Genomic DNA, 23,785 nt, shown 5'->3' on the forward strand with positions numbered 1-23,785 from the left:
GCTTAATTTTAAATGGATTTATTTGATTTTTGCAAACTGGTCAATACCAAGTTTCCCAGCGCCCCAAATAATATTTCCAAGTAATGCAATGCCCCAAACATAATGCAAATATAAAGCAGCAGGTGCAATATCTTCCAAACTAATCACCGCTATGTAATTAACGATGAATAAACCAATCGCCGCTTTACGGGTGAACAAACCAATGGCAAGCAAGACCGGCAATACTAATTCACCAAATGTGGCTAAATAAGCGGCTAATTCAAAATTTAATACTGGTACAGCATATTCATATTCAAACAATAACAAAGTGCTTTCCCAATCATTGATTTTAGTCAAACCAGACTTAAAGAATACCCATGCAACATATAGCCTAGCGATTAACAACGCTGGGTGTTCGAGATGAATGAGCCAGCCAAAAACTTGGTTATAAAGTGAAATGATCTTTTTCATTGGTTTGTCCTTTACGCTTACCTATTTAAAGTATAGGGATTATTGTTGAGTTAAATTATGTATTAACAGGGCGTTATGTCTTCAACAGCACAAATAAGTCGCTTAGCTATACAATCTTCTATCCAAGTCGCCATTTGCTCAGTAGATTCACCAAAACAACTAAGTACTTGCTCTACCGATTGTCTATTTAACATAGCATTAAACGCATTGTTAGAACGTACATCTATCGGTTCTATTTCAGCTTTGTACTCTGCTTTCCATACAACATAAGACCGTGGCTCATCTAGATTAATTGCATCATTTATTGCATTTTTTAATGCATTTAATATTTCTTTTCTCTCTTCCATATACTCATTTGTTTCTGGAATCGTCGAGAGTTTCAGAAATAAAGGCATTGGAAAATAATAAGAAACAAGTTTAGCACTCTCGTTTACTTTAAACCTCACTTTGCTGGGTGCAACAGAAGAAAGCTTCATAAAGCTATCCGTGTCAAAGAGAGTATCTTTCGAGCGCTCAGACATTTGTCGACACCAATCGAAATCAGCAATCTCACTCAAGTAGGGTAAGTCCTGCGAAACTTCAGAGGAGAGAATAAAGTCACTCATTTGTGCACCGAAATCTGCCCAATCAAATTCTATTTTTGTCACACTGGCCAAATAACTTGCCGCTAAACGCCTAAAATCTGACTCACCAAGTACATTAAGTAGCGTCGGGTAACTTATTGAAAGTGCTCGAATACCGTTTTCAATGAAATTATTTTTGTAGACTTCAACCGCTGGTAACTTAGCACCTGTGTTGTCAGGTTGGACAATATGCGCAATAAGTTTATTTTGAAAATCAACCAAGGCATTGGTCATAACATGAATTTCCTTCATTTGTCATATTGACGCCTTTGACCTTGCAATTTCTGTCTGCGCAACTAACTCGTACCAATCAGGCAATTGAGTATCCCACTCAATTAAGGTCGGTTTATTGCCAAACAAGGCAATCGTCTCAGTATACAAATCCCAACACTGATTCGAGACTGCAGCTCCATGATCATCAACAATAAAGCCGTTTACACCTTGCTCTGTATATCCCGCCAAATGTATCTCGCCAACATAGTCAGACGGAAGCTGTCTAATATTAGATAAAATATGTTCAATGGGCATCGCGATATCTTGATTTAAAGCATTTACTATTAAGTTATTCAAATCCAACAATAAACCACAGCCTGCACGCGAGCACATTTCAACTAAAAACTCGACTTCGCTCATAGAATCTAAAGATTCCGGCGATATTTGCTCGGGTGATAAATACGCCGACAAGTTTTCTATAAGGATAGGCCGACGAATCTTGTCTTGTACCTGTTGAATATGTGAAACAATGTTTTTCAACGATTCTATATTATAAGGTATTGGCAGCAAATCCCCTGTATGCACGACTTTTTCATTTAACCTTGCCCGGTTAAAACATAAATGTTCCGACACAAACGCCGGCTGTGAAATCTGGATGAGCCTAGCAAACTTTTCAAGTACTTCATTTGGTACCGCTACCGCAGAACCGAGACCAAGGGAAGTACCATGAACACTCAACGCGTATTTTTCACAAACATCCTCTAAAAGTGCAATGGATATACCGCCATCTGCAAAAAAGTTTTCTGCGTGTATTTCAACAAAATCTATTGGTGTTTCTGCGGTGTTATGGGAGAGTGATTGTTCGTAATGGGGGTGGCGCAGCCCAACACCTATAAATGGGTTGGGCATTGCTTGAGAAACAAATTGCTTCAAAACAACTTAGCTTTCTTTTTTCTGCATTTTCTTCCAGATTTTCTTAGCTTCTTTTTTGTTATAGCCGCCAAGCTCTTTACATGTGCCGCTCTCAACAAGTTTCCATTCGCCGATATCATTGTCTACTTCAGACTGACCAGCACAGCTATGAGTACCCGCTAAATTACCACAATCGTTTTGACCTGCAGCAGCAACACCATAACATTTTTCTTTTTTCTTCTTAGCTTCAGCCATGTCAGCAACACCCATAGTCATGACAGTAGCAATAGCAGCAGCAACAGCGATATTCGTTTTCATAATAATTCCTCAAATGGTTCTTGGTAGTTTATTCAGTTATTTAGTTTAAAACAGTTATACAAATTACATCGTTAAATTTAGTTAGGTGTATCAATTATTCAGAAATATAAACCGGTGAAATCCATAAATAATTTCACCGATTACTTATTTTATAACTCTGATACCGGTGTATTTTCGATCTCAGTCCAAATATCATTCGCTTCAACAATCAACTCTTCTTTGTTCAATACCCAACGACCTTGAACCTTTTCATTTAAGTTCAAATATAGCTTATCGTCAACTATCGCCCAAGCCATTGGATCTGTATCGTACTTTTTCTCCTTAGATACACCAAACGCACAGTAACCGCCATATTGTGGCGCATATTTCATTGGATTGCCTGTAAACAGAGACTGATGCTTTGCAGATGCAAAATGATACGTCGCGCCATTATATTGTGCAGTATATTGTGCATTACCTAGGACAGGCTTTGCTTCAGTAAAATAAGCAACTGGATCATAGCCTTTTATCGCTAATCGACTTTTATCAACGTTAACAGCTTCGATAGACGATTTTGCTTGAGTAGGAATGAGACCACAAGAGGTCACAGTGAACGCTATAACTACAGCGAAAAGAGTTAGTAACTTAGAAGGCATATTGGTTTGCTCCGTTAGTAGGTTAATATGTTTATCTGCTAAAACGGTAAGACCTAAAGACCAAACCAAACAGAATGTTAAACAAGAAGTACGCTCATAAGACCTCGCTTAATTTCAGTTAATTTCGCGGCAAATATAAAGAAAACATAACAAATTATCACAATTGTATGTCATGTCGTAGACAGCTATTTTTCCAAGTCATAAAGCAAGGTATAAAGGTCAGGCTCCCATTGGAAATCACGCATTTTTACCTTGTTATTAAATACTGCCACATTTTCTTCTTGTAGCAGCGCAGTTTGCCGTAACGCTTGTTCTGAGTTAACTGGAAAGGCTAAATACCCGTTGCTTCGGAGCACCCTATGCCAAGCTACCTGCATTCCATCAGGAATATTGCCTAAACATTTTCCAACCAAACGCGCTCGGCCTGGGAGTCCGGCCAAATCTGCCACTTGCCCGTAAGATGCGACGCTTCCTGGAGGAATCATGTTTACAACGTGCCAAATTGCGCCATGTTTATCTGTCGCGTTTTTCCCTTCTGATACACTATCTGATGACATTTTCATACGGTCGACGATTGAAAAAAGAATGTATTGAAAGAAAGGTAAGTCCTAATTATTTGTATATAATGGTCAGAAATAGCTACCAAAAATAAAACCTCCACAAAAAAATGATTAAACACTACTCGCTTACATTACCGACCTTTACACGTGGATTTCACCTAATTACACATGAAATTGTTAAGGCCATAGATAGTTTACCCGAACAAGGTCTACTGCACATATTTATTCACCACACTTCGGCATCGTTATCAATTAACGAAAATGCCGACGCGACAGTGCGCGCAGACTTCGAGAGACACTTTAACAAAATGGTGCCCGAAAATGCCCCGTATTATGAGCATACGTATGAGGGCAGCGATGATATGCCAGCGCATCTCAAATCGTCGATATTAGGCAGTAGCGTCAGCATGCCAATTATAAATGGGCGGCTTGGATTAGGGACTTGGCAAGGAATTTACCTAGGAGAACATCGTGACCACGGCGGGTCACGACAACTTACAATAACTGTCTATATGTAAACTTATTCCTGACCTAATTTAAGATTCTGCAATGCATTGCTTAGCATTTGCTTTGCTTGCTGACCTTCTTCAGTATCAAGATATGCTTGTGCCTGTTTAACAAAACCCATAATCATCTCAGTATCTAAGCCTAATGACTCAAATTGTTTGCGAAGATCATTTAGTGCCGCAAGCGATTCATTGTAATTAGCAGCAGCATCCAATATCCCGCTTAAATTTCCGCCCGCTGCATCACTGACTTCTGGAAGTGCGCTACTTAAGCCATCCAGTCCAGGAATTTGTTTCGCTAACGCCGAAAAATCATCAGTAGATATATTTTGCTTGGCGTAATTTAAAAGCGCAGCCATTCCGCCTTCGGCCTGTGGCTTAGTTACATCTAGATTCGAGGTAAGATGCGTAAGTAGTCCCTGCGCCGATGGAAGCACTTGCTCCACCTCGTCAGATGCACTGTCGCCTAAACCAACAGCATTCAACAACGAATTAAACCAACTTTCTTCCGCTACAGCGTTAGTAGACAATGCTAAATTAGATAATAATAGTGTGGCACAAAAAATAAATGTTTTACGCATGTGTAAATCCTTTTTATGTAAATTAATGTTGTGTGTATTCTTATTATACCAATAAACTGAGATACGCTATTAAGTATTTAGCCTAAAAAGACAACAACAAGAAAATGGATAACAATGACTAAGGTGAACATGATTAAAACAAAGCCTTCAAATACTCGTTTGCGACGCTTAGCAATAATCTCACAAGGCCTACATAATACATCACCATTTGGCAAAGGTGAATCCGGCACATTGAATACCATTAAACACCTTGGTTATGTCCAGCTAGATAGCATATCAGTGATTCAAAGAGCCCATCACCACGTCTTATCTTCTCGAATACCCAATTATACACCCGAATTCTGCGACAACTTACTTGCCCACAGATGTATTTTCGAATATTGGGCACATGCTGCTGCTTTTTTGCCAATAGATGCATTCCGTTACTCACTGCCATATAAACATGCGATTAAAAGTGGCCAAAAGCATTGGTATAAAAATCCAGACCGCAAACTAATGCAAGAACTACTGGCACGCATAAAAATCGATGGCCCGCTGCGCGCCAGAGACATCAGTAAAGACATAAATACTGGCGATACAAAACAAACCGGATGGTGGGATTGGAAACCAGCAAAAAAAGCGTTGGAGCAACTGTACATGGAAGGCGACTTGATGGTTAGCAGTCGCGATGGTTTTCAAAAATCCTACGACCTAACCGAACGGGTGCTACCTGACTCAATTAACACAAACATGCCAACCGATGAAGAAATGGCGAGCTACTTACTCAATCAACAGCTCAATGCTTACGGCTTTACAACGTTAAAAGGTATTACCTATCTTCGCCGCAATCCAGCGCTTCGCAAAGCAGCAAAAACACTAGTGTTAGATAAACTTAACACGGGTGAACTCATAGAGATTAACGTGGGTAACGACGATAGCTTTTTTGTCAATGCAGACGCCTTCGAACAATCAGCTAATCGTATCAGTCATCGTATGCGTTTTTTATCGCCCTTTGACAATCTGGTCATTCAACGAGAAAGACTCAAAAACGCGTTTAACTACCACTTTCAGTTGGAATGTTATCTACCAGAAGATAAGCGCAAGTACGGCTACTTTTCTTTACCTATTTTGTACAAGGATGCGTTTATTGGCCGAATGGACTGCAAAGCGCATCGAAAAATTAAGTTATTAGAGATCAAAGCATTACATGTTGAAAATCTAGATTTTGATCTACAAGAAATGCTTGACGCTTTCGTTAAGGCAATACGTCCGTTTATCGACTTCCAAGCATGTAACTCACTAATATTAAATCAAGTATACCCGCACACCCTCGAACAAGCGTTTCAAGATGCAATAAAAGTAATTACCTAAGCTTGACAGACACTTACGGTAGTTTAACTTATAAGTAACTGCTTAAGGCAAACCTAACTTATAAAAGGTAAACGCTGAATGTCATCAAATAATTCAAAAGAAGCCAAAACGCTAGACAATGAAAAAATCGTTGAAAAATATCGGCTTGCTGAGCACGAAAATGGCAACGAGCAGTGGAAAAAATGGGGGCCTTATCTTAGCGAGCGTCAGTGGGGCACAGTACGTGAGGACTACAGCGCAGAGGGCAATGCTTGGGACTACTTACCACACGATCATGCGCGCAGTCGCGCATATCGATGGGGCGAAGATGGTCTAGCAGGCTTTAGCGATTTTCGTCAACGTATATGTATGTCCTTAGCCTTATGGAATGGAAACGACCCTATTTTAAAGGAACGCTTGTTTGGCCTAGCAAATGAACAAGGTAATCATGGCGAAGATGTCAAAGAGCTCTATTACTACCTAGATGCAAGCCCTAGCCACTCTTATGTAAAAATGCTGTACAAATACCCCCACGCAGCGTTTCCATATGCCGAGATAATTGAGCAAAATAAACATCGCAGTAAGCAAGAAATGGAGTTTGAACTACTAGATACAGATGCGTTTGAAAATAACGCATATTTCGATGTATTTGTAGAATACGCGCAGGTAACTCCCGACGATATATTAATGCGAGTGCATGCGCACAACCGCGGAGAACATGCCGCGACGTTGCATTTATTACCCCAAATTACACTCCGAAATACTTGGTCATGGGCGTGTGATGCAGTAATGCCTTACTGTCAGGGTGAAACGATAGGTGACAATACAAAAAAGCCCTCTCACGTGAATATCTATCATCCGGATTTAGGCGCCTATTTCTTATATGCCAAAGGCGCTGACGACTTTTTATTTACCAATAATGAAACCAATACGCAAAAACTATTTAATAAAGCCAACGATAGCGCATGTGTAAAAGATGCATTCCATGAGTATTTCATCAGCAAAAACGAAAATGCGATATCACAAACGCAAAGCGGCACAAAGACGTGTGCGGTGTTTAAACGTGAGATACCAGCGCATGGTGACGTGGAAATATGTATAAGACTATCAAAAAATCAAATCAGCCAGCCATTTGCAAAATTTGATGAGTGGCTGGCTGAACGTAAACAAGATACAGATGACTTTTATACGTCTATACAAGGTGACATGGGCAATGAAGAAAAGCTCGTTCAGCGACAAGCGTTTGCAGGCCTAATCTGGAGTAAGCAATTTTATTGCTTTGACGTAAATCGATGGCTCAAGGGAGATGAAACTCAGCCTACGCCTGTTAGGCAACGTGAGGACATTCGCAATGGTGAGTGGAAACATTTGTTCAACGCTGACATTATCTCAATGCCTGATAAATGGGAGTACCCTTGGTACGCGGTGTGGGATTTAGCTTTTCATTGTATCCCATTCGCGCTCATCGATGCCGACTTTGCAAAGCGCCAGATGTTGCTATTTACACGCGAATGGTACATGCACCCTAACGGCCAAATCCCGGCTTATGAATGGAACTTTAGTGATGTGAATCCGCCAGTGCATGCTTGGGGCGCGTGGCGCGTATATCAAATTGATAAAAAACAAACTGGAAAAGGCGATCGCGTATTTTTAGAAAGTATTTTTCACAAGTTAATGCTTAATTTTACTTGGTGGGTCAACAGGAAAGACAACGATGGTTTAAATATCTTTCAAGGGGGGTTTTTAGGTTTAGATAACATTGGCGTCTTTGATAGGAGCAAACCCTTGCCAACGGGTGGCTACATTAATCAAGCCGACGGCACGAGCTGGATGGCAATGTACAGCTTAAACTTAATGCGCATTGCGCTTGAATTGGCAAAGGAGAATCCAGTGTACGAAGACATTGCCTCTAAGTTTTTCGAGCACTTCCTTCACATCGCCAGCGCAATGACAAACATTGGTGATAGTGACATTTCGTTGTGGGACGAAGACGATAATTTTTTCTATGACGAATTGCGCCTGCCCAATGGCGACCTAATGCCATTAAAAGTCAGATCTATGGTGGGCCTTATTCCGTTGTTTGCGATTGAAGTCCTGGACTCAGATTTGCTAAACCGCTTTCCTGGTTTTAAAAAGCGACTAAATTGGTTTTTAGAACACCGCCCCGAATTAAATAAACTAGTGCCAAAATGGAGTGAACCAGGTAAAAAAGATCGCCGTTTATTCGCACTTGTGTCCGAACGCAAAATACGCTGCATACTCGAACGCGTGTTGAACGAAGAAGAGTTTTTATCTGACTACGGCGTACGTGGCATGTCTAAAGCGCATGACAAAGAGCCCTACGCATTTAAGTACAATGGCATAGAGGTGAACGTAGCATATGAACCAGCAGAATCTCAGAGTGGATTGTTTGGTGGAAACTCTAATTGGCGCGGCCCTATATGGTTTCCGATGAACTATTTATTGATCGAATCCTTGCAAAAATTTCACCATTACTTCGGTGATGATTTTACCGTAGAGTGTCCAATCGGTTCAGGGCAACAATTAAATTTAAACCAAGTCGCCCAATTTATAAGTGAAAGACTTTCTCAGATATTCTTACGAGGTGAAGATGGAGACCGCGCGGTTTATGGGCACCGCCCGTTAATGGACCAAGACCCTCACTTTAAAAACCATATCTTGTTTTATGAATTCTTCGATGGCGATACAGGCAGAGGTGTTGGCGCTAGCCACCAAACGGGTTGGACGGCGCTGATAGCCAAACTCATGCATCCAAAATCAAAAATTCAGTAGGTCTGCCATATGTATTCGATATCCGCCTGCACTCAGCAGGCGCTATTCCATGCAGAAAAACAGATATCGAATGCAATGTAAATATTTTACCACCAACACTTCATTCAATAGTGAATTAATGTAATCATATATAAATTATACCATACCAATATTGGTGAAAATCTATGACTTTACTGTCAAGAACAATACTTGCTTGTAGCATCTTTTTAATCGCAAGTTGCAGCGAAAATACGCTCACGCACCAATACTCGAAAAGGCCTGAAAGCACAGTCATTGAACGACAAGATCTAGACTTCAATTTTGACTGGAAGTTTTCGCAAACTGAAAATACAGCGGCCTTTCAAGTTGACTTCAATGACCAAGACTGGCGTTCACTGCGGCTGCCACATGACTGGAGCATAGAAAAAGAATACTCTCAAACCTTAACTGCCGGTGCTACAGGGTATTTACCCGGCGGTATAGGCTGGTACCGAAAACATTTTGCAACACCCAAGGGAAATGGTAAAACGCAGATTTTATTCGATGGTGTTTACAATCATTCAAAGGTTTGGATTAACGGTAATTTATTAGGTGAGAGACCTTATGGTTACTCTCCATTTTTTTACGATTTAACACCCTACCTAAATAAAAATGGCAAAGACAACGTCATCGCGGTATACGTGGATAGAACGCGCTATGTTGATTCACGCTGGTACACAGGGTCAGGCATTTATCGCCATGTTAGGCTCATTACCACAAACCACACCCACATTCCCATTTGGGGGAACTATATAACCACCCCAAAAGTAACACATGATAAAGCAAGCATTTCTGTTGCCACGACGATTAACAATGAAACAAATATGCAACGCCAGCTAACATTGATAACCGAGGTGATTTCTCCAAAGGGTGAGGTTGTTGCATCAACGTCAACCTCTACTACTTTGTCAGCAAACGAGCAGAAAGTATTAACGCCTACATTGCAAGTAAATTCACCGATGCTTTGGGACACTGACACGCCCCACTTATATCGAGCTAAAACATCTGTATATAAAGAACAAACACTCGTCGATACCAGCAGCACTCGTTTTGGCATCCGAACACTGCGAAACGACGCTAAGTTAGGCTTTTTCTTAAACAACAAGAATATCAAACTCAAAGGGGTTAATTTACATCATGACGCTGGCTTAGTGGGTGTTGCTGTACCTAAAGGTGTTTGGAAAAGGCGATTACAACGTTTAAAAGAAGCGGGAGTAAATGCCATTCGAACATCGCACAATCCACCGTCGGCTGAATTCTTAGATTTATGTGACGAAATGGGCTTTTTGGTGCAAAACGAAGCGTTTGATGAATGGGACAACCCAAAAGATAAACGTAAGAATTTTGCGCAAAAAGGCACGGTGGATTACATCACCGAAAGCTACAGTAAATATTTTCCTGAATGGGCCGAGCGTGACATTAAAGCAATGCTTATGCGTGACAGAAATCACCCATCCATTATCCAATGGAGCATTGGTAATGAAATAGAATGGACTTACCCTCGGTATACCAGTGCAGTGGGATACTGGAACAATGACGATACTGAAAAACATAATTACTATTGGGATGAACCTCCACGTAGTATAGCGGAAATCAAAAGCGCTTTTGACAAGAGCCCAGTGAAAGGCGCAGAGTTAGTTAATACTGCCAAAAAATTAAGCCAATGGGTAAAAGAACTAGATACAACCCGCCCAGTCACAGCAAACTTAGTGATTCCGTCCGTCAGTCATTTATCTGGATACACTGATGCGCTGGATATTGTTGGTTACAGCTATCGACAAGCGATCTACGATTATGGTCATAAACACTATCCGGAAAAAATGATTTTGGGCACTGAAAATTGGGTGCAATGGCATGAATGGAAGCACGTAATAGAGCGCCCTTTTATTCCTGGTATGTTTGTTTGGACCGGTATTTATTACTTAGGGGAGTCGAATGGCGCTTGGCCTAAAAAAGGGTCAAGTTCAGGGATGTTAGATTTTGCAGCGTTTAAACAGCCAATTTACCATTTAATGAAATCTGTATGGCGTGATGAAGCAGTGCTACATATTACATCGCAAACCACTGAAAAATCTCTATATAAACAAGACAACGACAAGATTGTTGAAAAAACACCTGGTGCTTGGGAAAAAGGTAAATGGGGATGGCGCGATGTTAACGAGCATTGGAACTACCAAGAAAACGACACAGTGATTGTTGAGGTATATAGTAACCTTGAGGAAGTAGAACTCTTTTTAAATAATAAGTCACAGGGTACGCAATATTTAAGTGAAAACCCGGAGCGCATATTCAAATGGTTAGTCCCGTTTGAAGCCGGTAAACTTACCGCAAAGGCTGTCATAAATGGCAACACTATCGAAACATCAGTAAACACCGCAAATGAACCAGTTGCTGTAAAACTGATAACTGATAAAGCCTTGCTTATGAATGACGGTTATGATGTTGCCCATATTGAAGCTCAACTAGTGGATGAACATGGTATACCCGTAAAACACCTTGATAGAGAAATTCAATTTGATATCACGGGTGATATTAAACGCTTGGGTGTAGACAACGGCTCAGAGAGAAATATTCAAAAACATAAAAGTAATAAAATTGTCACTCATAACGGCCGGGCCTTATTTATTGTGCAAAGTAATACAAACGAAGGAAGGGCCACGATAAATGCTAGCGGTAACGCGCTAACATCAAACACCATCAAATTAAACATACGAAATTAGACGCATCTAACGTGTCTGAGTAAATAAAATTTAATTTCTCGCGGCTTAACCGCAGCTAAAGACAACAACGTTTGTACTTCTTGCCACTGCCGCATAAACAAATGTCATTTCGACTCAACTTAACGACACCTGAATCTTCATGTATGGTGCCACTCGCATATCGCCACTGAGCGTTTTCTTTTAAGAAAGATGAGCGCTCGTGCATTAAATAAAAATCACGCTTGTAACGATACCATGCCTTAAATTCAACGGTGTCTGTCGTACTTTTTACAACATCCAAAGCTAACCATTCAACACCTTCATCAGATTGTTGGATACCTGCCGCTGAGAGCTTGTTAGCTTCGGCACTACAGTATGTTTGGACAATATAGTCATACGCTTTTATTGCATAGGCCGTGTAACGCGAACGCATTAAGCCTTCAGCCGTTGCAGGCGTTTTTATGTCTCGTATATTGTCAGCAGATACTGAAACTATATAAGGTAAACAGCAGCGTTCCAGGGTTTTCCCTGAACCACAGGGGCATGCGCCTGTCGCCTGAGACTCATTATTCAACATAATCTACCTTCCAAACAACTAATAACTAACCCGATTTCCGGCTAAATATTACCATATATTAACGCGTGATGGTGATGGCGTTCTCTGCACCAAAATAACACAAAAGCACCATTTAAGTGCTGAAATATTCTATTCGCTTTGAACCTTAAAAGTACAAACATATAAAATACAATAACTTAACTGTTGGTATACTATGTGCTTAATTTAAATTGTAAAATCCACATTTAAAGTACGGTAACAGCTAATAGGCCTGTTTCTGGTAACAAATTTATCGAAGTAGCAATGTAGCTATTTCAAACGGCATCGAAGCCCGCGACAAAGCACAATTGTGCAAATATGTCTGCGGGTTTTTTTATGTCTGATACACAAGGGTATATGCATGACATCTTCAAACACACCTTCACAAATAGTGGTAGTTGGCAACGGCATGGTTGGACATCACTTTGTTGAACAACTTCATCAAGCGCTACCGTCAGCAAAAATTATCGTATTGAGTGGCGAGCCGCGCTTAGCGTATGACCGCGTTCACTTATCAGAATATTTCTCTGGTAAAAGTGCTGAAGAATTGGCAATGACAACGCCTGAGTTATACGACAGCTGGGGCGTCGAACATCACTGCAATGCATATGTTGATAACATCGACAAAGCGGCAAAGGTGGTTACCACTAAATCAGGCGAAACCTATAGTTACGACAAACTAGTTTTAGCCACCGGTAGCTACCCATTCGTGCCCCCTATTCCTGGCCACGATCAAGAACATTGTCTTGTTTATCGTACCATTGAAGATCTTGAAGGCATTGAAGCAAGCGCAAAAGAAAGTAAGGTTGGGGTCGTTGTTGGTGGCGGCTTACTAGGGCTTGAAGCAGCAAATGCGCTAAAAGAAGCAGGTCTAGAAACGCATGTCGTTGAGTTTGCGCCGCAACTCATGGCAGTACAATTAGACGAAGGCGGTGGCCGCTTACTGAAAAATAAAATTGAAGATTTAGGTGTTAAAGTTCACACAAGTAAAGCGACCTCTGAAATTGTCGCAGGAGAAAACTGCCGTTTCCGTATGAACTTCCAAGGTGACGACTACCTAGAAACCGACATGATTCTGTTCTCCGCCGGTATTCGCCCAAGCGACCAATTAGCGCGTAGCTTTGATTTAGAAATTGGTGAACGTGGCGGTATTGTTATTGACAACCAGTGTAAAACCTCCGACCCAGATATTTACGCCATAGGTGAGTGTGCCTTGTGGCAAAACCGTATATTTGGTTTAGTGGCGCCGGGTTATACAATGGCACGTGCAGCTGTTAGCCATTTGATTGGCGGTGATACTGAGTTTGAAGGTGCGGACATGAGCACCAAACTAAAATTATTAGGCGTTGAAGTAGGTTCAATTGGCGATAGTCATGCTAAAACACCTGGTGCGCAAAGTTACACCTATGAAAATCAGCCGCAAGGTATCTACAAAAAAATTGTTGTCGACGAGCAAAGTAACACACTATTAGGTGCGGTACTCGTCGGAGACTCAAGTGAATTCGATACCTTATTGCAGTATTCTCTGAATAGCATCGCATTGCCTGAATTCCCTGAAACCTTAATCTTACCGTCAACCGAAGGTGCCGCCCCTACTTTAGGTGCGGATGCATTACCTGATTCTGCAAGTATCTGTTCATGTCACAATGTGACAAAGGGCGATATCATTGCGACGATTGACGCTGGCACAACCGATTTTGCAGGTATCAAGTCTTGTACCAAAGCAAGTACAGGATGTGGTGGTTGTACAGCATTACTTAAAAATGTTGTAGATGCTGAACTAGAAAAGCGCGGCGTTGAGGTCAAAAAAGACATTTGTGAACACTTCGCCTATTCTCGTCAAGAGTTGTTTCACCTTATTAAAGTCAACAAAATAAAAACCTTTGACGATTTACTCGCACAATATGGAAAAGGTCTAGGTTGTGATATTTGTAAGCCTGCAGTGGGATCTATTTTAGCCTCCACTTGGAATGACTATATTCTTGAGAAAGACCACGTTAGCCTGCAAGACACCAACGATACATACCTTGGGAACATGCAAAAAGACGGTACATATTCGATAGTACCGCGTATGGCCGGTGGTGAGGTCAAGCCTGAAGGTTTAATTCTCATTGGTGAAATAGCACGTGATTATAAACTGTACACCAAAGTAACTGGTGGCCAACGTATCGATTTATTTGGTGCAAAAGTAAATCAACTGCCTGAAATTTGGGAAAAACTTATTGCAGGTGGTTTTGAAACTGGCCACGCATACGCAAAAGCACTCAGAACCGTAAAATCCTGCGTAGGTAGCACATGGTGCCGATATGGTGTTCAAGATTCTGTTGGCGCAGCCATTGAAGTTGAAAATCGTTACAAAGGCCTTCGTGCGCCACACAAAATGAAGATGGCAGTATCTGGCTGTACGCGTGAGTGCGCCGAAGCACAAAGCAAAGATGTGGGGATTATTGCTACTGAAAATGGTTGGAATCTCTATGTGTGTGGTAACGGTGGTATGAAGCCTCGTCACGCTGACCTTTTTGCAACAGACCTCGACAAAGAAACACTTATCAAATACATCGACCGTTTCTGGATGTTCTACATTCGTACTGCTGACAGACTGCAACGCACAGCAACGTGGATGGACAACCTTGAAGGTGGTTTAGATTACCTGAAAGATGTGATCATCAACGATTCACTCGGTATTGCAGAAGAACTAGAAGCACAAATGCAACACGTAGTAGACACCTACCAATGTGAATGGAAAACCGCCGTTGAAGATGAAAAGTCTCGTAAACGCTTTAGACGCTTTGTTAACTCAGAACTTGATGACAACAGCGTAGTATTTGTGGAAGAACGCGGACAAATTCGTCCAGCCACTGAAGCAGAAAAACTAAGCGACATCAACATTATTGATGCGACTGAAACGAGCGAAGCGTAAGGAGTTTATGATGAGTATTGAATGGCACAATGTGTGTGGAACAGACGATTTAGTGATTAATAGTGGTGTATGTGCACTCCTAAATGGACAGCAAATAGCGATATTTAAAGTCGGTACGGCGCCAGACGCAGGTATTTATGCAGTAGACAACTTTGACCCACAAGGTAAAGCGCAAGTAATCTACCGCGGAATTATCGGAAGCATCGGTGATAAGACAGTCGTTGCATCGCCTCTATATAAGCAACACTTTGATTTAGCCAGTGGCGAATGTATCGAATCACCTGATCAAAAGCTACAAGTATGGCCTGTGCGTGTGCAAGGTAATAGTGTTCAAATAGGTACTGGCGCTAACTAATGAATGCACGTGTAAGCAATACTATTACCTCCGAAAAAATATGCCACACCACCTGCCCATATTGCGGTGTTGGTTGTGGTGTCGAGGTCACAGTAAATGAAACAACTGACGGTAAAAAAGCGCTTTCTAAATTAGAAGGTAACCGTCAACACCCAGCTAACTTTGGACAACTTTGTGTTAAAGGCAGTAATTTGCTGGAAACCAATGATTTATCAAATAGGTTGCTACACCCAAGTATTGATGGAAAGAGAGCCAGTTGGCCAGATGCTTACCAGCATATCGCCGATAAACTCTCGACTATCATAAAAGAGCATGGACCTGACGCAGTAGCATTTTATGTATCAGGTCAATTGCTTACTGAAGATTACTATGTTGTCAATAAGCTAGCAAAAGGCTACCTTGGAACGGCCAACGTCGACACTAACTCTCGCCTATGTATGTCGTCAGCAGTCAGTGCATACAAACGTGCATTTGGAGAGGACATAGTTCCTTGTGACTACCAAGATTTAGAAAATACTGACTTGCTAGTGCTTATCGGCTCTAATGCTGCATGGACACATCCAATCTTATTTCAACGCATGGAGAAAGCAAAAAAGCTGAATCCAAGCATGAAAATCGTACATGTCGACCCGAGAGCAAATGCCACTACCTCATTAGCAGATTTACATTTAGCCATTAAACCGGGTTCTGACGCATATTTATTTAATGGTCTACTGGCGTATATCGCTGACAATAATGCCTTAGATAACTCGTTTATTGAAACGCATACAGATGGTTTTAACGATGCATTAGCTTGTGCCACCTTGTCCGTTGAAGAAGTCGCACAATTATGCGACGTGCCTATCGACAATATACGTACTTTTTATTCACTTTTTGTATCATCTCCCAGAGCCATTAGTTTTTATAGTATGGGGATAAACCAATCAAATTCAGGCGTAGATAAGGCAAATAGCATCATTAATTGTCATCTTGCTAGCGGAAAAATTGGTAAAGAAGGCTCAGGGCCGTTTTCAATTACTGGACAACCAAATGCCATGGGCGGGCGTGAAGTTGGTGGCTTAGCTAACATGCTTGCAGCGCATATGGATATTGAAAACCCCAAACATCGTGAAAAAGTTAAAAATTACTGGCAGTCCCCTACTATTGCCACCAACGGCGGGTTAAAAGCCGTTGATTTATTTGATGCCATCGAAAACGGTAAAGTAAAAGCCGTATGGATAATGGCAACAAACCCACTTGTTAGCATGCCCAATAGAAATAAGATTGAACGTGCATTAGCTAAAGCAGAACTAGTCGTTGTGTCAGATGTTGTTGAAAAAAACGATACCCTCGCGTTTGCTGATGTAAAATTACCAGCAACCGCTTGGTCTGAAAAAGACGGCACCGTCACTAATTCTGAGCGCAGAGTGTCCAGACAACAGGGTTTACTAATTCCACCCGGTGAAGCTAAACACGATTGGCAAATTATCAGTGAGTTTGCTCAAACGATGGGTTTCAACGAAGGGTTTAACTTTTCTCACCCATCAGAAGTGTACGCTGAACATGCGGGCCTATCTGGTCACGATAATCATGACGAGCGATATTTTAATATCTCAGCACACCAACATATTAGTAAACATCAATATAACACCCTACGGCCTTTCAGATGGCCTCTCACAGGCGATGACACTAAAGACAATGCACGTGTATTTTCAGACGGTAAATTTTATACTGACAATGGGCGTGCTAAATTTATGCCTATATTGCCTAGGTTACCTGAACAGGCGACTTCCGACGCATTTCCTTTTGTATTGAACACGGGTCGCTTACGCGACCAATGGCACACAATGACGCGCACCGGCAAAGCGGGCAAACTGACACAACATATTGCCGAATCATGTTTATACATAAACGCTAACGATGCTGACGCATTAGGTGTAATTGAAGGAGAAGCCGTATACCTTAGTTCACAAGTGAGTGAGGCACCCCAGATTTGCCTACCCGTCAAAATTGATAACAAATTACGGGAAAAAACGTGTTTCGCGCCCATTCATTGGAATCAAACGTTTGCATCATCCGCGTCCATTGCGCGTCTATTTACCGATGCAAGGGATCCTTTATCAGGTCAACCCGAATTAAAGCATGCAGCCATTCAAATTACCAAGGTACCAGCGTTAACCCACATACAAGTCATTCAATCCAAACTTGATGCCCTTGATTTAACGCATCACTTTGATCATTGGCAAAAAATAGTCAGAGATGATGTAGATTGTATTCGTGCGTTAATGACTCAAGAAAAAGTGACCGCAAATAGCCTAATCAACAAAATCGTTTGTGATTACAGCGCACTAGACTGCCAAGTATTTTCTCGCATTACAGATGATTTAAGTGTTGTTGTACTAACAAAGGACGACATTGTAAAAACGGTTATTGTACTTAGCAATACTGTTATTGAAATAGAACAAGACTGGTTAGCTCAGCAAGTATACAAACAACTAGATGATGTAGATTTGGGCACCCTACTTCGTGGCATTCCAGATGAAAGCTTTACCTTAGGGCGTCAGGTTTGTAGCTGTTTTAATGTCAGAGAAAAAACCATTGTAGAGGCTATTTCAAACGGTTGCTCAAGCGTAAGTGCCTTAGGCGACGCCCTGCAATGCGGCACAAATTGTGGATCGTGTAAGTCTGAGTTAGCCGAACTAGTGCAAACACACACAACAGATATTCCGATTAAGTTAGTACCTACCTTAACAGCAACGGTTGCCGATCGTGAGGACGTAGTCTAATGAAAGCTTTAGCGCCATCAAAAACCAAATTCATTAATTTATTTAGCGGCTTAGACAAAGTCATTTCAAAATTCACCGTTAAGGCAAATACTAACAAATCCCTTACTAATAACAGTGCTGGTAAAGTCTTTATAGTTGGTGCTGGCCCCGGCGATGCTGAATTGTTAACACTAAAAGCTGCGCGCTTAATTCAGCATGCTGATGTCGTTTTATATGATGCGCTAGTAAACCCTGAGATTTTATCACTCGCGGGTAAGAAGACACTTTGCCAATATGTTGGGAAGCGCGCGGGTCAGCACAGTATGCGCCAAAAGAATATTTCTGAATTAATGGCAGAGCATGCACTTAAGGGTAAAACGGTTGTTAGAATTAAGGGCGGCGATCCTGGTTTGTTTGCGCGCAGTTCTGAAGAGTGTCTTATACTTGCACAAAACAATATTCCATTTGCAATTGTCCCTGGTGTTACTGCGGCTTCAGGCATGTCAGCTTATACCGGCGTAATGTTAACGGACAGAGATTTTTCTCAATCCGTGCAATACATTACTGCGCGTTTTCAGAACGAAAGCGACGAACCTAATTGGCAACATATCGTTGCTAATGCTGAAAGCCAAACCACTGTATTTTATATGGGTGTTAAACGTATCGGTTTAATATGTCAGCGCCTACTTAATGCAGGTATGCCTTCTGATATGCCTATGATGCTTTGTGAACGTGCAACGTATCACGATCAAACACTTGTTACCGGTACTGTATCTAACCTCGCTGATAGGGTAAAAAACACGACAATTGAAGGCCCGGGCATTATTGTACTAGGCCGCACCTGCCAAAGAAGGCATAATGTGGAACAATTGCTTATGGAGAACGACACTTTATATCTATGATAAAAGACTACATCAAGAAAATTGGCAGAGGAAAAGGTGCAGGACAATATTTAACGCTTGAAGAAGCTGAAAGTGCAATGAACCATATATTGTCAGGCGATGCCAGTGAAGCGCAAATCAGTGCATTTTTGATGTTACTAAGATATAGAGAAGAATCGGTGGAAGAAATTGCGGGCTTTGTTAAGGCTTGCCGAAGACACAATCCACACAAAGACCAAATAAGTACAACGATTGATTTAGACCTACCCGTTTATGCAGGTAAAAGGCGTCACATTCCTTGGATGTTACTCGCAGTTTTCGTGCTTGCACAGCAAGGCAAAAAGATATTCTTACATGGTACACAAGAACCCGACTCTAAACGCCTTTATGTTGAAGACGTCTTGCAGCAATTTGGTTTTAAACCAGCAACGACCGCAAAACAGATAGATTCACAGCTACAAATGTTTGGTTTTTCATATGCCAACTTGCATTATTTGAATCCAAATTTAGATAAGTTAATTCAAATGCGTTCCTTTTTAGGGCTTCGCTCTTGTGCCAATACCTTAGCGCGCATGATAAATCCATTAGCGGCGTCAGTAAGCGTGCAAGGTGTATATCATAAAGGTTTAGATACTCGACATAGCAAGGTTGCTTGTACTTTAGCAGACCCTAGAATTGCAGTATTTAGAGGCGAAGGTGGTGAAAACGAGTGCAACCCTGAGCGCCCATTCACACTTATTACGACCAAAACTGAGTCGATGGACATGCTTGAATGTCCGGCGCTATTAGGGCAATGGGCAATAAAACCAAAATCCATGAATGTACAAGAACTTAAACGTTTTTGGTGTGAGGATGACACAGGTAACTTAAAGTGCACTGGCAATATTGAAGGCATAGGCAAGGCTGAAGAAAGTGTGCCAAACACTGAATATGCGTTTGCAGCGGTCATTGGCACCTTAACCATTTTACTCATAGCGCTCGACAATATCACGTTTGATGACGCGAAAGAAAAAGCGATTAACTTGTGGCATTCACGCAACAAGGCGTGGCCATTGCACAATTGATGTGCAAGTAGTGATCGCTTGACGGCTAAACTGTTTGACCCTATGGCAGATAGAAGCGATAATTCAGCCTATTAAGAGCACTGGCGTTTTGGTAAAGATATTGCTTTATTTTTAACCAACCCTTTTTGCTCAACGCTTCAAAATCGGATTTTTTTGACGAAATGGCTTCTAATCCTGCACAGTTTGAACTTTCAATCCTATTAATAGATGACAATCAAGCGCGCGCTGAATCTATTCAATCGGCCTTGGATAATTCTCGGTATTGCATAAAACATATCACCAGCCCGAAATTTGGTCTACTCAAATTGGTGGATGAGTTTCAACCCGATATGATTGTTATCGATATTGAATCCCCCAGCCGAGACATGCTTGAGAGCTTGCATACTATTTCTGCCTTTAACCCCAAACCAGTGGTCATGTTTTCTGAAAAAGAAGACACAGAAACCATTAATTTATCAGTCAAGTCTGGCGTAAGTGCTTATGTTGCTGGCGATACAGATCCAGCAAGAGTCAGAGCCATACTTGATGCAGCTGTAGCGCGCTTCGATGCTTTTCAGCAACTTCGACAAGAACTTGATGATACAAAACAAGCCCTTGAGGCCAGAAAAGTCATCGATCAAGCTAAGCGCTTACTAATGGAACAAAGTGGAATGAGTGAGCAAGACGCATACAAACGCATGCGGAAAATGGCGATGGATGCCGGGCAAAAACTTGAAGAAGTAGCAAAAACACTTATTGCTGTAATGCAAAATATGAAATTAGGATAAACGATGTCTAGCCCCGATTTAAACATTGGCTATATGCCACTTAATGATGCAGCGCCTCTCATCATCGCAAAAGAACTAGGTTTTTTTGAAAAGGCAGGCCTCGATGTTCAACTCAGAAAGCAAAATTCATGGGCTACGCTGCGGGACAAGTTGCATGTAGGCTTGTTAGATGCCGCGCATATGTTAGCACCAATGCCCATTGCCAGCTCTCTCGGCCTGGGTTGCCAACCTACGGCAGTGATTGCTCCACTCATCATGAGCCAAAATGGCAATGCCATTACTTTATCCAATAACCTGGTCGATGACATTGTTGCCGAGAATGGATTATCCGAAATCTCATTCCCTCTCTCAGCTAAATTACTGGCCCCAATTATAGAAAGTAGAAAGTCATCTGGAAAATCGAAACTACAATTAGCGCATGTCTTTCCCTATAGTTGCCACTACTACCAACTCTTAGATTGGCTGAAACAAGGCGGGATTCAGATGGAAGATGTGGATATTCACGTTATCACGCCTGCAGATATGGTTGATGCCATGTTAAACAACGACATCGATGGTTTTTGTGTTGGGAGTCCATGGAACGCCAAAGCAGTCCGCGCTGGCGTCGGTATAACGGTAACTACCTCTTTTGATATCTGGGGCAATGCACCAGAAAAAGTACTAGGTATCTTAAAGTCGCGCTTTGACGAAACCCCTGAATTATTTGAGCGCATCATTTCCGCAATAAAAGAAACTTGTCAGTGGTTAAGTATTTTGCCAAATAGATTTGAGGCCGCTTTAATACTTTCTAAAACGGCTTATTTAGATACACCTTTAGAAGTCGTTGCACCGTCTTTGCTCGGTAGTTGCCTGACTAAACCTAATACTGCGCCGCGAGAGCTGCCTTTATATAACGTTTTTGGTGCACTAGATGTAAATAGTATGGAAAATTCTATTGTTGAAGATTTTATTTTACTTCAAAAGCATATGTTGAGTGCAAAACAGATACATAACGAAGTGCCCAAAGCGCATTTATTAGAAATCTTAAACGCAAACGCATGAGCAAATCTTGTCTAACGTTAACAAAAGGTTAATTTATCACCGTTGTTGTGCGCCCTGCACCATTATCAACAGTGTCAATACATCCCATTATTAGTATGAATGAGCTATCTATCTGATTTTAATAACTTTTAAAGAATGGCACGTTTGATGCTATCAGTTAGATGAGTTTACACCCCTGTGTAAATCTAATAACTAAAATTTAGGTTGTATCTGCAAAGATGCTTTTACAACCACGGCATTGTAGCCCATCAAGATATCCTGAGATGTCTTGCTGGGCTTTTTTTTTGGCTTTAGAGGATTGAAACATGAAATTGCACAAACGACTTTCCAACAACTTATTATCAGTTGGGTCGAAAGTATCAACATTACTTATCTCCTGTACCGCAGCACTTTCTCTTTCGGTGTCTGTTAATGCAGAAGAATTGGGCTGGCCAGAAAAAGAAGAACTGAAGTTTGGTTTTATCAAGCTTACAGATATGGCACCACTTGCAGTTGCCTATGAAAAAGGTTACTTCGAAGATGAAGGGCTTTATGTCACATTAGAAGCGCAAGCAAACTGGAAAGTACTACTCGATCGCGTTATTGACGGTCAACTTGATGGTGCACATATGTTGGCAGGTCAGCCACTAGGTGCAACAATTGGTTTTGGTACTCAAGCACACATTATCACTGCGTTTAGTATGGATCTAAATGGTAACGGCATCACCGTATCAAATGACGTATGGGCCGAAATGAAGAAGAATATTCCTCATGAAAATGGTAAGCCCGTGCACCCAATTAAAGCAGATGCACTCAAACCTGTTGTAGAAAAATATCAATCCGAAGGCAAGCCTTTTAATATGGGAATGGTTTTCCCAGTATCTACCCATAACTATGAGCTACGTTACTGGTTAGCTGCAGGTGGTATTCACCCTGGTTATTACGCACCGCATAAAGGCGACACAAGTGGTCAAATTGATGCTGACGCATTGTTATCCGTTACACCTCCACCGCAAATGCCTGCGACGATGGAAGCTGGCACAATCTATGGTTATTGCGTAGGTGAACCTTGGAACCAACAAGCAGTATTTAAAGGCATTGGTGTACCAGTTATCACTGACTACCAAATCTGGAAAAATAACCCTGAAAAAGTATTCGGTGTAAGCAGTGATTGGGCGAAGAAAAATCCAAATACACATATTCGCGTTGTTAAAGCGATGATTCGTGCGGCAATGTGGTTAGATGAAAATAACAATGCTAATCGCCCAGAAGCAGTAAAAATCCTTGCCAAAAGCCAGTATGTTGGTGCTAACGAAGAAGTTATCGCAAACAGTATGACCGGTACCTTTGAGTTTGAAAAGGGTGACAAGCGTGAAATCCCTGATTTCAACGTGTTTTTCCGTCACAACGCAACTTACCCTTACTACAGTGACGCTATTTGGTATTTGACTCAAATGCGCCGTTGGGGACAAATCGCTGACAATAAATCTGACGATTGGTACATGGAGACGGCTAAACGCGTTTATCGTCCAGACATATACTCTATTGCCGCAAAAGCGCTTATCAAAGAAGGCAAAGCGAAAGCTGCTGACTTCCCTGATTTTGGCACTGAGACAGGCTTTAAAGCACCGCAAACTGAGTTTATTGACAACATTACGTTTGACGGTTCAAAACCAAATGCATATTTAGAACAGTTTGCGATTGGTTTAAAAGGCGACGACAAAATTTAATCTGATGACAGCAATAGGAGTCATCCAATGATAGATTCAACTAACACAAGCAACGTAAGCTCTATTTTTAGC

20 protein-coding genes are annotated in these 23,785 nt (G+C 41.4%); 12 read left to right on the top strand and 8 right to left on the bottom strand.

Translation table 11 applies throughout. From position 1 onward, the window contains the following. Nucleotides 1–18: 18 nt before the first annotated feature. From QQK00_RS09510 to QQK00_RS09535, 6 genes are all read right to left on the bottom strand, one after another. Nucleotides 19–450 carry a DoxX family protein gene (locus tag QQK00_RS09510; RefSeq protein WP_284217239.1) on the bottom strand — a complete coding sequence of 144 codons (432 nt, stop codon included), beginning with the start codon at nt 448–450 and terminating at the stop codon, nt 19–21. 62 nt (nt 451–512) lie between these two features. Then, the gene (locus QQK00_RS09515) at nt 513–1,325 is read right to left on the bottom strand and encodes an HvfC/BufC family peptide modification chaperone (protein WP_284217240.1); all 813 of its coding nucleotides are present in this window, start codon (nt 1,323–1,325) and stop codon (nt 513–515) included. Nucleotides 1,326–1,328: 3 nt separating this feature from the next. After that, nucleotides 1,329–2,219 carry an MbnB/TglH/ChrH family RiPP precursor modification enzyme gene (locus tag QQK00_RS09520; RefSeq protein WP_284217241.1) on the bottom strand — a complete coding sequence of 297 codons (891 nt, stop codon included), beginning with the start codon at nt 2,217–2,219 and terminating at the stop codon, nt 1,329–1,331. Between the two features lie 6 nt (nt 2,220–2,225). After that, the gene (locus QQK00_RS09525; RefSeq protein ID WP_284217242.1) at nt 2,226–2,516 is read right to left on the bottom strand and encodes a BufA1 family periplasmic bufferin-type metallophore; all 291 of its coding nucleotides are present in this window, start codon (nt 2,514–2,516) and stop codon (nt 2,226–2,228) included. Nucleotides 2,517–2,665: 149 nt separating this feature from the next. Continuing rightward, nucleotides 2,666–3,151: a YHS domain-containing (seleno)protein gene (locus tag QQK00_RS09530; protein ID WP_284217243.1), complete on the bottom strand. Its 486-nt coding sequence runs from the start codon at nt 3,149–3,151 to the stop codon at nt 2,666–2,668. Nucleotides 3,152–3,336: 185 nt separating this feature from the next. Then, nucleotides 3,337–3,714, bottom strand: a complete 378-nt coding sequence (locus QQK00_RS09535; RefSeq protein WP_284217244.1) for an MGMT family protein — start codon at nt 3,712–3,714, stop codon at nt 3,337–3,339. A gap of 104 nt (nt 3,715–3,818) precedes the next feature. On the opposite strand from QQK00_RS09535, the gene QQK00_RS09540 reads away from it, so the two are divergent. Further along, on the top strand, nt 3,819–4,229 hold the full coding sequence (locus QQK00_RS09540; protein WP_284217245.1) for a secondary thiamine-phosphate synthase enzyme YjbQ: 411 nt from the start codon (nt 3,819–3,821) through the stop codon (nt 4,227–4,229). A gap of 2 nt (nt 4,230–4,231) precedes the next feature. On the opposite strand, the gene QQK00_RS09545 is transcribed toward QQK00_RS09540, so the two are convergent. Next, complete coding sequence (locus QQK00_RS09545; protein WP_284217246.1) at nt 4,232–4,798, bottom strand: DUF2780 domain-containing protein; 567 nt, start codon at nt 4,796–4,798, stop codon at nt 4,232–4,234. 129 nt (nt 4,799–4,927) lie between these two features. Between QQK00_RS09545 and QQK00_RS09550 the strand changes: the two genes are divergently transcribed. The 3 genes from QQK00_RS09550 to QQK00_RS09560 all read left to right on the top strand — a co-directional run bounded on the left by QQK00_RS09550 (nt 4,928) and on the right by QQK00_RS09560 (nt 11,658). Then, complete coding sequence (locus tag QQK00_RS09550) at nt 4,928–6,148, top strand: winged helix-turn-helix domain-containing protein (protein ID WP_284217247.1); 1,221 nt, start codon at nt 4,928–4,930, stop codon at nt 6,146–6,148. Nucleotides 6,149–6,226: 78 nt separating this feature from the next. After that, complete coding sequence (locus QQK00_RS09555; RefSeq protein WP_284217248.1) at nt 6,227–8,920, top strand: MGH1-like glycoside hydrolase domain-containing protein; 2,694 nt, start codon at nt 6,227–6,229, stop codon at nt 8,918–8,920. 164 nt (nt 8,921–9,084) lie between these two features. Further along, nucleotides 9,085–11,658, top strand: a complete 2,574-nt coding sequence (locus QQK00_RS09560) for a glycoside hydrolase family 2 TIM barrel-domain containing protein (protein WP_284217249.1) — start codon at nt 9,085–9,087, stop codon at nt 11,656–11,658. 55 nt (nt 11,659–11,713) lie between these two features. Here the strand turns inward: QQK00_RS09560 and QQK00_RS09565 are convergent, their stop codons facing one another. Beyond that, complete coding sequence (locus QQK00_RS09565; protein ID WP_284217250.1) at nt 11,714–12,214, bottom strand: YchJ family protein; 501 nt, start codon at nt 12,212–12,214, stop codon at nt 11,714–11,716. A 379-nt stretch (nt 12,215–12,593) separates the two neighbouring features. Here QQK00_RS09565 and nirB point away from each other — a divergent pair, with 379 nt between their 5' ends. From nirB to QQK00_RS09605, 8 genes are all read left to right on the top strand, one after another. Then, nucleotides 12,594–15,152, top strand: a complete 2,559-nt coding sequence (gene nirB, locus QQK00_RS09570) for a nitrite reductase large subunit NirB (RefSeq protein WP_284217251.1) — start codon at nt 12,594–12,596, stop codon at nt 15,150–15,152. 10 nt (nt 15,153–15,162) lie between these two features. Further along, nucleotides 15,163–15,507, top strand: coding sequence for a nitrite reductase small subunit NirD (gene nirD / locus QQK00_RS09575; RefSeq protein ID WP_284217252.1), 345 nt, complete (start codon nt 15,163–15,165; stop codon nt 15,505–15,507). Next, nucleotides 15,507–18,272 (top strand): nitrate reductase, encoded by a 2,766-nt coding sequence (locus tag QQK00_RS09580; protein WP_284217253.1) that lies wholly within the window; start codon nt 15,507–15,509, stop codon nt 18,270–18,272. Before nirD ends, QQK00_RS09580 begins: the two co-directional genes overlap by 1 nt. After that, nucleotides 18,272–19,153, top strand: a complete 882-nt coding sequence (gene cobA, locus QQK00_RS09585; RefSeq protein WP_284217254.1) for a uroporphyrinogen-III C-methyltransferase — start codon at nt 18,272–18,274, stop codon at nt 19,151–19,153. Before QQK00_RS09580 ends, cobA begins: the two co-directional genes overlap by 1 nt. Next, entirely contained in the window at nt 19,150–20,196 is a 1,047-nt protein-coding gene (locus tag QQK00_RS09590) for a glycosyl transferase family protein (RefSeq protein ID WP_284217255.1), read from the top strand. The genes cobA and QQK00_RS09590 overlap by 4 nt, the downstream gene beginning before the upstream one ends. Before the next feature lie 161 nt (nt 20,197–20,357). Beyond that, entirely contained in the window at nt 20,358–20,963 is a 606-nt protein-coding gene (locus QQK00_RS09595; protein WP_284217256.1) for an ANTAR domain-containing response regulator, read from the top strand. A gap of 3 nt (nt 20,964–20,966) precedes the next feature. Then, nucleotides 20,967–22,004, top strand: a complete 1,038-nt coding sequence (locus tag QQK00_RS09600; protein ID WP_284217257.1) for a CmpA/NrtA family ABC transporter substrate-binding protein — start codon at nt 20,967–20,969, stop codon at nt 22,002–22,004. A gap of 305 nt (nt 22,005–22,309) precedes the next feature. Further along, nucleotides 22,310–23,713 (top strand): CmpA/NrtA family ABC transporter substrate-binding protein, encoded by a 1,404-nt coding sequence (locus QQK00_RS09605; protein ID WP_284217260.1) that lies wholly within the window; start codon nt 22,310–22,312, stop codon nt 23,711–23,713. Nucleotides 23,714–23,785 lie beyond the last annotated feature (72 nt).

Source organism: Agaribacter marinus (assembly GCF_030160655.1).
Classification (GTDB): domain Bacteria; phylum Pseudomonadota; class Gammaproteobacteria; order Enterobacterales; family Alteromonadaceae; genus Glaciecola; species Glaciecola marina.